Here is a 14,475-nt window from a genome sequence, read left to right on the forward strand (position 1 = left end):
TTAAGGTGGAATCCCACACGCTGCGTTCAGCTATTTCTTCTCCCCACGCTTGGGTGTTTTCTTTTAAAGCTGCATAAGCCTCATTTGCTTTTTTAAAAACCACTGTCTTCGATACATTTCGATAGCTTTTTCAAGAATCGTCTGCATAGGTTCTTCCGCTTGCTTTGCGATTTGTTTAAGAACCTGTAAGGATGACGGATTAATCCGGACCGTAGGCATTTATTTCACGCCCCTATAAATAATATGCTACCAACAATAATACAATATTGTATACATAATTGTCAACATTACTCCCACGCTATTTTCTCCACTGCAGCCTCATGGACTTTTTTACAATCCCAACTCTCACATTTAGAATTTTATATGTTCTGGTTATAATAAATCACGGCACCCGTAAAATTGAGCATTTTGCAGTGCCCTTGTATTTCCTGCCATCGCAACCTTTTTCGTGCCCTTTCCTCGCACCAATAAGTTAATAAGTTAAGTACCTGGCACTTCTCTCCTGGTTAAGTCTAGTGCCAGGCAGTCGGATATATTTTTTGTCCAGTTCTCTTTATTTCTTGCACAAAAAATGATCGCTTTTTTCAAATTCTTCCGGGGAGTAGGTTTTGACATCAAAGTTTGGCTCTATATCAAGGGTGAAAATAGATTTATAAACAAGTTTGCTGTCATTTAAAGGGTCTTGGCCAAAATCAGGAGATATTACAGCAATGTCTATGTCACTGTCTTTTTCAGCCTTTTCTTTAGCATGAGACCCGTAAAGAACAATATAATTCACACGAATATTTTTTTGCTGCAGAGCTTGAATTATTTTATTAATGTCTTTCTTTACAACATTTGTTTTAACCATTGTATTTTCCCCTCCGTCCTGCTTACAATATCTGCAAACCTATCTGCCGGAGTATTTTTTAATATTTTTTCTCTTGTTTCAGGGTACCTTCCTTCGATATTGAACGGTTGTACTTCGGTAAGTAAGTCTATGGTTTCTTCGTCCAATTCTTTGTGTAATCCTGATTTTTTGGCTAATACCAGTAGATTATGGCTCTTAGGTGGGATTTCGTTTTTTACTTCTGAAATGAAAGCCTTCAAGATTTTTTCCAGTGCAAGGTGGCAGAAAAAAGCACTTTCCAACAACCTTCCAGATTTTAGAAGTATTTTGGCTGTGAGAATATCTTCTTCTGATTCTGCAACCCAATATTTTGTTTGATTTTTCAACATCCCACCTCCTGGCCAAGTTTTTATGGTATTTAATATTCAATATATCTTGCGTATTTCGGCGTGTCAATATCTTATGGCAATATTTACCTTTTAAGATGACATGTGTTATGTAAATTTGTATGTTATCCGGCCCAGATTTCTTAAAGGCTCAAGTGTGGTATATTTTTACTGAGCATGAAGGGTTTGGTACATCACTTCTTCTGGTCCCCGTTAAGCTGAGCGCATCCATAAAGATGAGGACCGGGTGGAGTTTTCTTCCCGCCCCGGTCATCCGCAATAAATTAATTTGTTTAGTGCCAGGCGCCATTTCTTACTAGCTGCCTATGTCTAACCGCAAACGCAAATATTGCAGCACGGTTTTGACACAGGCTTCCGGATCGGCTTCGGCTGTACGCAGGTGAATCTCGGGGGATTCAGGGGGCTCGTAGAGACTGTCGATGCCGGTAAAATTCTTAATTTCCCCTCGCTTTACTCTGGCATAGAGTCCCTTCGGATCGCGCCTGGCGCACTCTTCGAAAGGAGCATCGACAAACACTTCGATGAATTCACCTTCGGCAAACAACCGCCGGGCAAACCGGCGTTGATCCCGTATGGGTGAAATCAAGGAAACCAGTACAATCAACCCCGCATCCACCATCAACTTAGCCACCTCGGCCACCCTACGGATGTTCTCCGCCCGGTGGGCTTCGGTGAAGCCAAGGTCGCAGTTAAGACCGCAACGCACATTGTCCCCATCCAGGATATAAGTATGCTTGCCCTCGGCGTACAGGCGTTTTTCCAGCAGGTTGGCGATGGTGGACTTGCCGGCGCCCGAAAGCCCGGTAAACCACACGCAAAGCGGCTTCTGGCGCTTCAAGGCAGCACGAGCCTGTTTGTCAACATCCATAGCCTGGGGTAGCAATTCCAGGCCCTGGTTTTTCATTCCATTATTGCAATAACTCACTAGCTCACCATCCATAATTATCTTTCAGTCATATACAACAAGTTTATTTTAAACTCAAGCAGCGCTTCTTCTATACATTAACAATCAACTAGGATGGTTCTTCAGTTTTTTGGTAAATGAAGAGGCGTGTTGGTGTCAGTTAAATTGCAAGGTGGTTTATTTTGACTTTTTTAGTGCCATTCCATAAACTTCAACCGTTTTCGCAACGCAAGCTTCCCAGCTCAATTCTGCCGCCCGGCGTAAACCTGACGACACCGCCTCGGCCCGCCACAACTCATCTTCAATAGCAGCAAGCAGGCCGTCCCTGATAGCCTCATCGTCTTCGGGTTCAACAAGCATAGCAGCCCCGCCCGCCACCTCAGGCATTGATGACCGGTTGGAAGTCAGTACTGGGACTCCGCTGGCCATGGCTTCGGCAACTGGCAGGCCAAACCCCTCGTAAAGGGAGGGATAGACGAATAGACGACAGCCTGCATAGAGCAGGGGCAATAAACTCTGTGGTACAAAACCTAGATACTTCAGCCATCCTTCTCGGGCAGCCTGTTTGACGGCGTCATGAATAGCCGCACTGTTCCACCCGGGCTCACCGACCAGCACTAGGGGCCAGTTGTTTCGAATGGCTGCAGGCAGTCCCCGGTAGGCAGAAATTAATCGCAATATATTCTTGCGAGGCTCGATGGTAGAAACACATAGACAGTAGCCGCCGGGTTGCAGGCCATACCGGGCCAGAGGAAAACGGAGGTCGCCTGCGTTTCTTGGCCTGAAAGCGGTATCCACACCCAGGGGCACAGCCACCACCCGGTTCTCCGGCAAACCAAAATAGTTCATTACTTCTCTCCGGGTGGATTGTGAATCGGTAATCACAATCTTGGCGCAGGCGATTGACTTTGTAATTAACCTGTTGATCCGCACCGCCCGATGGGCGAGATGCCAAGCCGGGTTTATAAAGGTGGAGAGGTCGTGAATGGTTACAACGCAGGGCACATCTAGATCCGGCACGAAATAATTCGGCCCGTGAAAAAGATCCACCTCTCTTGGATTAACCCGCAAACCAGTTAGCTTCGGCGCCAAAAAACCATAAATGCTGCCCACCAGACGGGACCGAGCTAAACAGCGGTAAAACCGTTTACCTTTGGAAATTCCGTCTGCGCTACCGTCTTTTTCCCAGGATAAACTTTTAGCCAACTCGTCAAGTGTTTTCCAGTGACCGTGTGCCAGATAGCGCACGGACTGCACAGCCTGATGTTCAGGCAGGCGAGCAGCTAATTCCCAAGCGTATCTGCCAATCCCCGTAAGCGGCGGTTTGATTGCCTCTGCAGCCAGCACAATTCTCATAACTTGTTTGCACCTGCACCACAGGACAGAGCCAATTCAGTTTCATACATCCAGGTCAGGGTTTCCCGCAGGGAACGCCGGGGTATTTCACCGACGAGCGACTGAAGAAAGCTGTCATCCCCCGCAGTTCTTTGATCTCATTACTTCGTACAAAGGCCGGTTGATGCGAATTTCCATTGAGTGTCCGGAGATTTCTGTCATTGCCTCTAAAACATACTCTAACGTGTGAGAAACACCGGAACAGACATTCACCACTACGCTGCGAGCATCGTATTCAAGCAGGCGTCTGTAAATATGAACCACATCCCGCACATCCGACCAATCCCGTGCCACATCGAGATTGCCCAGCTCAATTGCCGGCGCCCGCTGAACAAAATGCCGAACAATCTTGGATAACAAGAATATAGGCGCCTGACCAACGCCGGTATAGTTGAACGGGCGGGTTACAACAATGGGTAAACGACCGAACCAAAGCCGGGCTAGATGTTCCAATGCCAATTTGCTGACGGCGTAATCACTTACCGGGGCAGGAACACAGGATTCGGAGATCGGTGACTGCATCTGATTGCCGTATACATGCGCGCTTCCTGCCAGAAGAACCTTGCGCGGATAACATTGGCTGGCTGCAATGGCTTCCAGAAGCGACAGTGTTCCTAAAAGGTTAACCCGATAGATCTCGCCCGCAGAACCGTGCGCCGCAAAAGATATGGCGGCAAGGTGTATAATAAAATCCGGCTTCACTTCGGCCAGCAGCGAAGCCAACCGTGCCCGGTCATTGATATCGCATACATAGCTGACAGCTCCCTTGATGCCGGTTTCTCTATGTACCGTGCCAAAAACATCATACCCGTGTGCAGAAAGCTCTTCGGCTAAATATCGGCCGGTAAATCCTCCCAGACCGGTGATAAAAGCACGCATGTTCATTTTTAGAAAGAATACCCCCTTTCATTACGGATAAGGTCTGCTTCTACCATCATTTGGCAGATCTCTTCCAGAGTGGTTCTGGGCTCCCAGCCCAGCTCACGTTTAGCCTTGGACGGGTCGCCAATTAACAGGTCCACCTCGGCCGGGCGATAAAACTTCGGGTTAACCCGCACCAGCGTCTTGCCGGTGGCAGTGTGAACGGCTGTCTCATTAATCCCTTCGCCACGAAATTCAAGCGAAATACCTGCAGCCTGAAAGGCCATGAGTACGAAATCTCTTACTGTGGTGGTGCGGTTAGTAGCAAGCACATAGGTATCCGGCTTGGGAGCTTGCAGCATCATCCACATACCCAGGACATATTCTTTGGCATACCCCCAGTCCCGTTTTGCATCAAGGTTTCCCAGTTCCAGGCAGTCAAGCCGGCCCATCTTTATTTTGGCCACTGCATCAGTTATTTTGCGGGTAACAAATTCGCGGCCCCGTAGCGGCGATTCATGATTGAACAGAATACCGCTGCAGGCAAATATGTCATAGCTTTCACGATAGTTTATAGTCATCCAGTGGGCAAAGAGCTTGGCAACTCCGTAAGGACTGCGCGGGTAAAAAGGCGTTTCCTCGTTTTGCGGGATTGCCTGCACCTTGCCAAACATCTCGGACGTGGATGCCTGATAAAAGCGGATTTTAGGGTTAACGATGCGAATTGCCTCCAGCAAATTAAGGGTGCCAAGTCCTGTAATTTGGGCTGTGGTAACCGGCTGGTCAAAGGAAAGACCAACAAAGCTTTGAGCTGCCAAATTATATACTTCCACAGCTTCTGTTTTATCTAACAAACGAATGGCTGAGCCCAAATCGGTAAGATCGTATTCCACCAGGTGGAGGTTGGGGTGCTTGTCAATGCCCAGTTCCTCAATGCGCCAAAAGTTTACTGAACTGGTACGGCGGTAGGTGCCGTACACTGTATATCCTTTGCTTAGCAACAATTCGGCTAAATAAGCACCATCCTGTCCGGTGATGCCAGTAATTAGTGCAGTCTTCACGTTCTTACCCCTTTTCCTTGTACTACTTTGCTTCTCGTAGTTTTGTTATTTATTGGGCATCCATCGATAGAGCCAATTAGGATGGTTCGGATCTGTTAACAGCCCAACAATTTGTTTGGTGCTTTCCGCCCAGGTTTGCCAGGGCATACCCTCTGATGCAGGCGCAGTGCCTGCCTGCAAAGCCGCAAGCCAATCCTTTAAAGCCTCTGCCAGCGCTTCCGGAGTGCTGCCGGAAAAGTAGCTGGCATAGCCCCCGGCTACCTCACGGAACACAGGGATGTCGCGGGCCAAAATAGGCCGTTGGTGCTGGGCAGCTTCAATCAGTGGCAGGCCGAATCCTTCACCTTCTGAAGCCATCAGCACTCCGGTGGCTGTCTCATAAAGTTTGAGCAAAGCCTCATCACTGATGCCCTGATACCAGAAAAGCCGCCTGCCAAGTTCCGGGTGCCGTTGCAGGCGCTCTGCCAGCGTTTCTACCAGCCAGCCCTGCTTGCCTACAATGACCAGGTTTACATCCACCCCCTGCTCCCAAAGCCTTTCAAAGGCTGCCAGGGCCTGGGCATGGCCCTTGCGCGGCTCCACCGTACCCACCATCAGGACGGTGGGCCGTGCAGCAAGCTGCTCCAGCTGGGCAATAAACCCATCTGGCAGGCCTGTGGTTGGCAGGCTGGCTTCGATATCCGCCCCTAAATGGAACCAGCCAATGTGGAAAGGGCGGTGGCGCTCCGGTCGGACACCGTCCAGCCAGGCGGCTAGCTCATCGGCCACCGCCCGAGAAATACAGAGGGCGCCGTCCCCCTGGGCCACCACACTCAGCCAGCGCTTATGCAATTCGTCAACCCCGGCAGGAAAGCAGCTTGGGAGGCGTACAGGCAGGAGGTCGTAAACTACAAAAAAGACACCTGCCCCCAGGCGGCGGGCCTTTGCCAGAAAATCCTTTTGTTGCTCGATAATCCCTGATGTTAAATCAAGCCCCAAAAAATGTCGCCAACATGAAGTTCGACGAGCTCATCGACAAGTATATCTTGCGGACAATTTAATAATTTCATGGTAAAACTCCGTGCATAATAATAAGAAGATTCCGCCGTGGCATAAACGGGCTCTACTTTGAATCCGGCTGGCGGGTGTTTCAGCAGTTCTTTTAATACACTGCGCACCACACGTTGAATACCACTCTTGGCATCCTGATGAACCAAAACTGATATATCAAGCAACAGTTGCCGTTGGGGTTGAAGCAGTGGCAAGCTTTCAGCGATGCCCCATGCCAGATCGGCCCAAGATTTTTCATCAGCCGGGGCCCCTGACAAGCTTGCGGCAGCTTGTACCAGGCGCCGGCGAGCTGCTATCATAGGGTCTTCATAAAAAGTTTCAATGGCCTGGGCATACATATCGGCAATCCTGCGGGGCGCGTGCAGCTTTGCGATATAAGCCCGCGCCCGTTCACTAAGAACCCGACGTTTGTCTGGCTCTCGCCATAACATTTCCAGTGCCCGGGCTAATTGTTCGTCGGCAAATTCATCGGGCAACATGACCACACAGTCCGCCGCAGCTCAGCCAGGGAACCGTGGGCGTTCACCACTGCGGGCAGGCCGTAGTTCATACAATCAAGGACCGCCGCCGACGTTTCGCCCCGAGAAAGGGCGCGCAGCTGCACTGCCACATCCGCAGCTGCCAGATACTGCCGGTACTGCACAGCGGGGGCAAAACCGGTAATTTTAATCCGCTCCCCGCAGCCGCTGCGATGTATGGCTTCCAGTAATGACGCGCCGTATTCGCCACCGTGGTTTTCGCCCACAAAGACCAGACGGCAAGTTTTGTCCTTAGCCATTGGCGTAGCCAGCCAGGCCGCCAGCAGGCGGTGATTCAGCTTGGTAGGCCCCAGCATGCCGAAGCTGCAGACGACAAAATCACCCTCGGCCAGACCCAGCGCTTGGCGAGCCGCTACACGGTTTAATCTGTGTGCCGGAGCCGTAAAAGGGGGATTACCTGCCAGTTGTTGGCCAATTCCTGGCCGTACCAGTTCACGGCCAGCTTTCTAGAAAAATGGGAATGTACTATTACTCCCAGCGCCTGCTGCAAAACAGCCAGGTTGCATGGGTACTGCCAGACCACATCCGCCGTATCCCCGGACTGAAAACGTTCCAAAACGGCATAATAGCCATGGGATAAATAAAGAGCTTGTGACCACGACCGCGGGATAATTCCATGGGTTTCCAAGTAAGCCAAAACACCGCTCAGATAAAAATCGTGCAGCACTACCACACCAGGGTGCTGTTCCAGCAAGCCAAACATGTGCTGATGAAAGGGAGAATTGCCAAAATGGTAAAGCAACCGGTCATACCGCCAGGCGTTGTCGGCAAACCATGCAGAACTACGTACTGAACAGTTGGCCTTAATCCAGGGATCGGCAACTTCTGGCTGCTCGACAATAACATCAATTTCATAATGGCGGCTCAGTTCGGGCAAAAGCTCGGCACTGTAGTCAGCAATGCCGCTCTTTTCCGGCGGCAGGGGAGACACATAGGCAAGGCGGGGCCTGGTGGGTTTACAACAAAATACTCTTCCCCTGTCCGGCTGTCGAGCCCGCTGCAGGCGCTCAAAGGCGTCCAGTACCCGGCGGGCGGTACTCTCCCAGGAAAACTTGCCGGCCTGTTCCAAACCGTGCCGCTGCAAATCGGCGCGAAGATCTTCATCTATAAGCACATGCTGCATTTTGGCGGTTATGGAGGCTTCGTCAAAGGGGTCAAAGAGGGCGTCCGCCCGGCCGATCACTTCCGGCAGGCTGGAGGTATTGGCGCCAATGACTGCCGCCCCGCAAGCCATAGCCTCCAGGGCAGGCAGGCCAAATCCTTCGTGCCATGAGGGGAAGACAAAAAGCTTGCACAGATTATAAAGGGCAAGTAAATCCTCATCCGGTACAAAACCTGTAAAAACAACCTCGCCAGCAGCCAGGCCTTGGGAAAGGGCTAGGCGTTCCAGGACGGCTTTGTCAGTCGGCTGAACAGAACAAACAATAGCTAGCTGGTGCGCTTTTCTGATACCTTCTGGTAACCCGGCATAGGCACGGATTAACCGTTCTATATTTTTGCGATAGTCTATGCCGCCCGTGTACATAACAAATGGCCGCACAAGACCGTAACGCTGGCACAGGTATTCTGCTCTGTCAGCTGGCAACTGGACCGGGCGAAAGCGCGCATCTGCCGCAGAAGAGATATTGACTACCAATTCTTCCGGCAGGCCGAGGCAATTAATCCCTTCCCTACGGGATGACTCGGAAATGGCCAGCCATAGGTGTGCCCGGCGCATGTGATCCAGCTTGCGCAGATACCATGCTTCTACTCCTGGGTTTTGCAGATAGTGCTCCCGGTGCAGCAGTGGAATTAAATCATAGATAGTCACAGCAGTGGGCAGGTTTGTAAAAGTACCAATACTGGTAACGGAGTCATCTACCAGCCCCTCAAACAGGCTGGATACCCAAACTACATCGGGCTTGAGACTGGCTAAAAAAGCTTCACGCAATCGCTCGGCTGCCTGTCTCCGCCAGGTGTTGGCGGGCTCTAGTTCCCGTACCGGACCCGGCGCCTGCCAGACCAGTATATTCTCCTGGGGCAGCAAGCCGTCAAAGGCTGCCCGGATTGGCTCAACAGTGTCGGGAAAAAGGCCGTTTAAGGCAATGATCACCTCGTGTTCCCCGGCCTGGCGGGCAATAGCTTGCGCCAGAGAAAGCGTGTAGCGTCCTATACCACGGTGGCGACTACCAGTTGTTTGCGCCCCTTGTAAATCCAGAACAATCCTCATGCACTTTCCTCCTTATGACAGGACTGAGATCGGCAGGCCAGCAACTGCCGGTAGATAGTTCTGGCCGAAACAGGGTAAGAGCTCAGATCTATGCTGCCAGCGGGCGCGGAAGCAGGCGGCATGGACACAGCCACCTGCGCTGATGCATGCCGGGCCGCCGCAAAGGCGTAAAGGCGGGCCTGCAGGCGGGGCCAGCGGGCTAGCAGCGCTTTCAAGCGGGCCTTTTGCGCCGGGTGTCGGCGCACATACATAAGGCCGACCTCTAAAATACGCCGGACCAGCCGCCGCGGCAGGCTCAACATGGATACAAGTACCTCTTTTACACCGGCGCAAAACTTTCTACGGTACAAGTTCAACTGACGCAAGGGATAAGTCAGCCGCCAGGACCAGCTGGCATAAACACCCTGCAGTTCTTTGTTCAGGCTGTCCGCCACCGTCCACCAGTGGTGGGTTTGGCCGTTAAGCTCGTCAATTTTCATTCTGGCAGAGTTTAAATCATTCTCATACTGCTGGATAGTGTTTTCCTGTCTGGAAAGCAGTTTGGTCTTCTCCCGTTCTGCTGACAATTCCGCTTCCAACTGATGAATTGCTTCAGTAGCTGCATCCCGCTCTCGTATTAACTGCTCAAGCTGTGCCTGCACATGAGAAGAGCGCTCCCGTTCCACCGCAAGGGCAGTCTCAAGCTTATGAATTTTAGACTTGGAAGAATCGTAGCGCATTGCTAAATTATCGATAGTCAAGCCGTACTCTTTTTTGAAGGCGTCGTCAAAAAGTGCCAATTTCTCTTTGTCTGCGTCCTTCTGGGCAACAACGGCATAATCCGGGCTGACGCCGCCGATTATATCAAAAATATTTAGATCTTCCTTTTTTACAAGCCCTGGCACTTCCTGTAAACGCAAAATCTTTGTACGGGAAAAGCCACAATGTTCCGGCAGGAAACTCAAAAGCTGTGGCGGTATGGGCCGTTGGTGTGTAGGGTCCAGATAAAAATTTGTGGTGCCTACCAAGATGTTTTCAGGATTTGGGGTCTCCATGATGAGAAGCCCTGCTGGTTTGAGCACACGCAAGGCCTCCTTTACCAACGTCTGCACAGCATCAAACGGAATGTGCTCCACGAGATGAAAGGCAGAGACGGCCACCTGGCTTTCATCTGGAAGGGCTTTGAGCGCCTTGATTGCATCCTGCTTCTCCACAGACAATCCGCGCTCGTAACAGGCCTCGAGCATCCCGTCATCAAGATCGACGCCGTGAGCATTAAACCGGCCTCACTTGCCAGCTCCAGCCACTCCCCGCGACCACAACCCAAATCGAGGGCAGAGCAATCATCATAGATTTGCCTCAGCGGGAGAATAAAAGGCAGGTAAACGCGCAAGCGCCCCTTTATCAATTCGCGTGAACCGCGATGGCGCTCTTCAAATGCGCGGTAGAAAGTCGTATCACTCATAATATTACCTCCGACTGATTTGAAACACTGCATCAAGCCAGCTTGTACCAATAAAATATTTCTTATCTGCATTTATTACATCAAAAACCAAGGCATTATCCACCCACTCGTAGTTGTTTTCCAGGTGAGTATCAGAACTAGTAAGAGCATAGGTAAATGAGTATGATCCTGGCCCCAAAGTGCATGTAAAGGGCATGTAAAACTCCACTTCTTCCCCCTTTTTTAGGTCGTTTAACACCTGTTCGGTGTGCCAGGTATTTGTACCCCAAACGACATGCCCCGTCCGGTCGCGCAACATATAACCCAGCACCAAACGTGGGATATCTTCATTAATGGTCGCCACCAGTTTAACTACCAACCTTTGTCCTACTCTGGCTATTTCTACAGGCTCTTGCGTCATTTCATCCAGTAAAACCAGACTTTTTATTTTAGCTTGAAAGTTACCCGACCGTGTTACAAACCAACCGTTTTTTTGCCGCTTCTGCTCCACGCTAAGCCTAGCATTTTCTTTCTCAGCAATCATAGCGTTGTAATAATCCACCACTTCGTCAGGAGGGCCGTCTTTAAGAATCTTTCCTTTATCCAGTAATATAACCCGGTCACACAATGCCCTCACGTCACCCATGCTGTGGGTGACTAACAAAATGGAAGTTCCTTCTTCCTTGAACTTACGTATTTTATCAAAGCTTTTGTGCTGAAAGTAACTGTCCCCCACCGACAGCACTTCATCCACAATCAGTACATCGGGCCGTACAGCCGTAGCCACAGAAAAGGCAAGGCGTGCCTGCATGCCGCTGGAGTATACGCGAAGCGGTTGATCGAAGAATTCGCCCAGTTCGGAGAAATCCTCAATAGCAGGAATTATCTCATCAATTTGTCTTGTAGACAAGCCCATTAAGCCACCAGCCAGGTAGACATTCTGACGGCCGGTGAATTCTGGATTAAAACCCAAACCCAGTTCAAGAATAGCGCTGATGCGTCCAAGTACGGCAATATTGCCTGTGGTAGGACGCACAGTGCCGGTAATGAGCTTTAGCAGGGTGCTTTTGCCTGCCCCATTCTGCCCGATAAGAGCAAGGGCCTCCCCTGCACGCAATGTAAAAGAGACATCTTTGACTGCCCAGTATTCGTGCTGGGGGCTTACAGGTATTCCGAACCATCGCATATAACGCAACAGGTTGGAACGATAGGAGGCATAACATTTACCAAGCTTTTGCACATTAAGAATAGTACTACTCATAGGACATCCACCATTTCCGGGCTGGCCTTGCGAAACAGCACAAAAGAGAGCATAAACAGTGCTATAGCAAAAATGGCAGGCAGCCATAATGTGCTAAAGTCGGGCCAACGGTTATAAAGCAAAGCATCCTGGTATACCCGCACCAGCGGCACCATCGGGTTTATATCAGCCAGCCAGCGCAGGTTTTGCGGTATAATTTCATATGGATACACCACAGGAGTCAGCCAAAACCAGATCTGCATTAAAACACTCATAACCTGCCCGACATCACGGGTAAAGACATTAAATATACCGAGCATAACACCCAGGCCGAAGGCAAAAACAGAGATCAGCAATATGCCCAGCGGAATAATGAGCCACGCTATCCCGGGGTAATGCCCGAAGAAGAGAAATACAAAGGCAATGGCTAGCAAAAGCAAAGCGTGATTGAGTAATGCGCTGCCCCAGACAATCACTGGCAAGCACAGGCGGGGAAAGGATATTTTCTTAAGCATACTGCTGTACTCAATAAAAATATTCAGACAGCGGTTCAGAATTTCGCTGAACAAGCCCCATGCGGCTGTACCGGCCATCAGGTAAATGGGGTAGGCTGCTTTGTTTTCAATGTGGGGCAGTTTAGCGCCAAGCACTTCAGCCAGCACCAGGGCAAAGATGGTGGCTTGGGCCAAAGGATGCAGGATAAACCAGAGTGCGCCCAGACGGGAACGGGCAAAACGGGCTTTGAGCTCGCCGCGTATAGATGACAGGATAAAATGGCGGTAATGCCACAAAGCCAGAATCATATTTTTCATTTCTTTATTAATTCCCTCATCTTTCACCTGATTTACATACTGTCGATTACAGTCAGTAATTCCTTGGTCTTTCTATCCAATAGTTCCTGGTCAGCGCGGGTCTCTACATTTAAGCGAAGCAGCGGCTCGGTGTTGGACATGCGTAAATTAAAGCGCCACCGGTCTTGTTCCACACTTAAACCATCGGTACGGTCAATCCGGCCGCCCGAGGAAAACTGTTTTTCTACCGCTTCCATGACTTTAGAGGGGTTCTGGACTCGGCGATTTATCTCTCCGCTGCAGGGAAAGCGTTTCATTCGCTCACCAATCAGTTCTGACAATTTTTTACCCTCCCGACACATGGCCTCTAAAATAAGTAACCAGGGAATCATACCGCTGTCGCAGTAGGCAAAATCCCGGAAATAGTGATGGGCTGACATTTCGCCGCCGTAAACGGCATTTTCCAAGCGCATGCGCTCTTTAATGAAAGCATGACCTGTTTTGCTCTGAACCGGGATACCTCCCGCCTCCCGGACCATCTCAATGGTATTCCAGGTAAGCCGTGGGTCGTGTATTATTTTGGCCCCCGGGAAACGCCTTAAAAAAGCCTGAGCCAGGAAGCCAACTATATAATATCCTTCAATAAAATTACCCTGCTCATCGAAAAGAAAGCAGCGGTCAAAATCGCCATCCCATGCGATACCCACATCTGCTCCGGCGTCCAGTACCACTTTAGCGGTGGCTTCCCTGTTTTCCGGTAAAAGGGGGTTGGGAATCCCGTTGGGAAAACTGCCATCCGGTTGATAATTTACCTTAATTAGTTCGAAAGGCAGATAATCCTCCAAGGCATCCAAAACCTGACCGGCACATCCGTTTCCCGGGTTCACCACAACTTTCAGTTTTTTTAAAACTGATAAATCTACAAAGGAAAGGAGTTTATTAATATAATCAGGCATACTGTCACGGTATGTAAGCTGTCCTTTTGTTTTAACTCCTCTATCGGCAATACTGCCGGTTATTACTTTTTCCTCCAATTCCCGCAGACCACTGTCACCACTGATTGGTTTTGCTTCCTCCCGGACCAACTTCATTCCGTTATAATCCATCGGGTTGTGGCTGGCGGTAACCATGATGCCCCCATTCAGACCATAGTGGGAGGCAGCAAAATAAATTTGTTCCGTTCCACACAGTCCAATATCTACAACATTGCACCCAGCATCAATGAGTCCTTCTGTCAAAGCTTTGGTAAGGGCGAGGCTGGTTTGCCGCACATCTCTGCCAACTGCCACTTCAGAGGCTTTAAATAACTCGGCATAAGCCCGGCCTATGCGATAAGCTAAATCTTCATTTAATTCTTCGGGTACACGTCCCCGGATGTCATATGCCTTGAAAGCCCTGCGCGAATACTCTATTGTCATGTTTGTGATACTCCTTTCGCCGGTGCTTTGATGAATTCATTGCCAAAAATCATTATTAAATTCTTTGTACTTCGTCGTTACAAACTCTTTGATCTCCATTTCAAATCGTTCTTTTGCAAATCGTTTGGCGTTGGCGGTTATTATTTCTGGTCACTAGCGTTGCATAAATAAATTTCCAAAATGTCAATATCTAAAATTCTAGAAAAAAACCAATAAATCATTGTTTTTCCAGCAATATCCTGTAAAAATGATTAAAATCTCCTTATAATTGAGGTATAACAGGTAGTCCTGTCCATAATCTCAAAAATAAGGAGACATCGCATGGACAAGGATACCAATAAATCCACA

The 14,475-nt window shown here is 49.7% G+C and carries 13 protein-coding genes and 1 pseudogene; all 14 read right to left on the bottom strand.

The genetic code is table 11. The annotated features are described in order from the left end of the window. Window positions 1–553 precede the first annotated feature (553 nt). The 14 genes and pseudogenes from P378_RS01330 to P378_RS01380 all read right to left on the bottom strand — a co-directional run bounded on the left by P378_RS01330 (window position 554) and on the right by P378_RS01380 (window position 14,127). Complete coding sequence (locus tag P378_RS01330) at window positions 554–850, bottom strand: nucleotidyltransferase domain-containing protein (protein ID WP_238472721.1); 297 nt, start codon at window positions 848–850, stop codon at window positions 554–556. Next, window positions 829–1,218: a HEPN domain-containing protein gene (locus P378_RS01335; protein ID WP_238472722.1), complete on the bottom strand. Its 390-nt coding sequence runs from the start codon at window positions 1,216–1,218 to the stop codon at window positions 829–831. The genes P378_RS01330 and P378_RS01335 overlap by 22 nt, the downstream gene beginning before the upstream one ends. Before the next feature lie 313 nt (window positions 1,219–1,531). Beyond that, on the bottom strand, window positions 1,532–2,140 hold the full coding sequence (cysC, locus tag P378_RS01340; protein ID WP_207653968.1) for an adenylyl-sulfate kinase: 609 nt from the start codon (window positions 2,138–2,140) through the stop codon (window positions 1,532–1,534). Window positions 2,141–2,317: 177 nt separating this feature from the next. Beyond that, window positions 2,318–3,496: a glycosyltransferase family 4 protein gene (locus P378_RS01345; RefSeq protein ID WP_099082012.1), complete on the bottom strand. Its 1,179-nt coding sequence runs from the start codon at window positions 3,494–3,496 to the stop codon at window positions 2,318–2,320. A 114-nt stretch (window positions 3,497–3,610) separates the two neighbouring features. Continuing rightward, window positions 3,611–4,420, bottom strand: coding sequence for a GDP-mannose 4,6-dehydratase (locus tag P378_RS01350; RefSeq protein ID WP_207653966.1), 810 nt, complete (start codon window positions 4,418–4,420; stop codon window positions 3,611–3,613). Window positions 4,421–4,422: 2 nt separating this feature from the next. Beyond that, entirely contained in the window at window positions 4,423–5,457 is a 1,035-nt protein-coding gene (gene gmd, locus P378_RS01355; RefSeq protein WP_099082013.1) for a GDP-mannose 4,6-dehydratase, read from the bottom strand. Window positions 5,458–5,502: 45 nt separating this feature from the next. Next, window positions 5,503–6,435 (bottom strand): glycosyltransferase family 4 protein, encoded by a 933-nt coding sequence (locus P378_RS18825; RefSeq protein ID WP_143338383.1) that lies wholly within the window; start codon window positions 6,433–6,435, stop codon window positions 5,503–5,505. Further along, the gene (locus tag P378_RS18830; protein WP_143338384.1) at window positions 6,420–6,986 is read right to left on the bottom strand and encodes a hypothetical protein; all 567 of its coding nucleotides are present in this window, start codon (window positions 6,984–6,986) and stop codon (window positions 6,420–6,422) included. Before P378_RS18830 ends, P378_RS18825 begins: the two co-directional genes overlap by 16 nt. Beyond that, complete coding sequence (locus P378_RS18835) at window positions 6,953–7,477, bottom strand: glycosyltransferase (protein ID WP_143338385.1); 525 nt, start codon at window positions 7,475–7,477, stop codon at window positions 6,953–6,955. Before P378_RS18835 ends, P378_RS18830 begins: the two co-directional genes overlap by 34 nt. Next, complete coding sequence (locus tag P378_RS18840) at window positions 7,408–9,255, bottom strand: glycosyltransferase (RefSeq protein ID WP_143338386.1); 1,848 nt, start codon at window positions 9,253–9,255, stop codon at window positions 7,408–7,410. The genes P378_RS18835 and P378_RS18840 overlap by 70 nt, the downstream gene beginning before the upstream one ends. Then, window positions 9,252–10,499 (bottom strand): annotated as a pseudogene (locus tag P378_RS01365) (methyltransferase domain-containing protein); the annotation flags it as partial. The pseudogene P378_RS01365 and the gene P378_RS18840, both read right to left, overlap by 4 nt. 204 nt (window positions 10,500–10,703) lie before the next feature. Continuing rightward, window positions 10,704–11,939 (bottom strand): ABC transporter ATP-binding protein, encoded by a 1,236-nt coding sequence (locus P378_RS01370; RefSeq protein WP_099082014.1) that lies wholly within the window; start codon window positions 11,937–11,939, stop codon window positions 10,704–10,706. Then, a complete protein-coding gene (locus P378_RS01375; protein WP_099082016.1) occupies window positions 11,936–12,730 on the bottom strand; it encodes an ABC transporter permease in 795 nt (264 codons plus the stop codon). Before P378_RS01375 ends, P378_RS01370 begins: the two co-directional genes overlap by 4 nt. A 32-nt stretch (window positions 12,731–12,762) precedes the next feature. Beyond that, the gene (locus P378_RS01380; RefSeq protein WP_099082015.1) at window positions 12,763–14,127 is read right to left on the bottom strand and encodes a phosphohexomutase domain-containing protein; all 1,365 of its coding nucleotides are present in this window, start codon (window positions 14,125–14,127) and stop codon (window positions 12,763–12,765) included. Between the last annotated feature and the right edge of the window lie 348 nt (window positions 14,128–14,475).

The organism is Desulforamulus profundi (assembly GCF_002607855.1).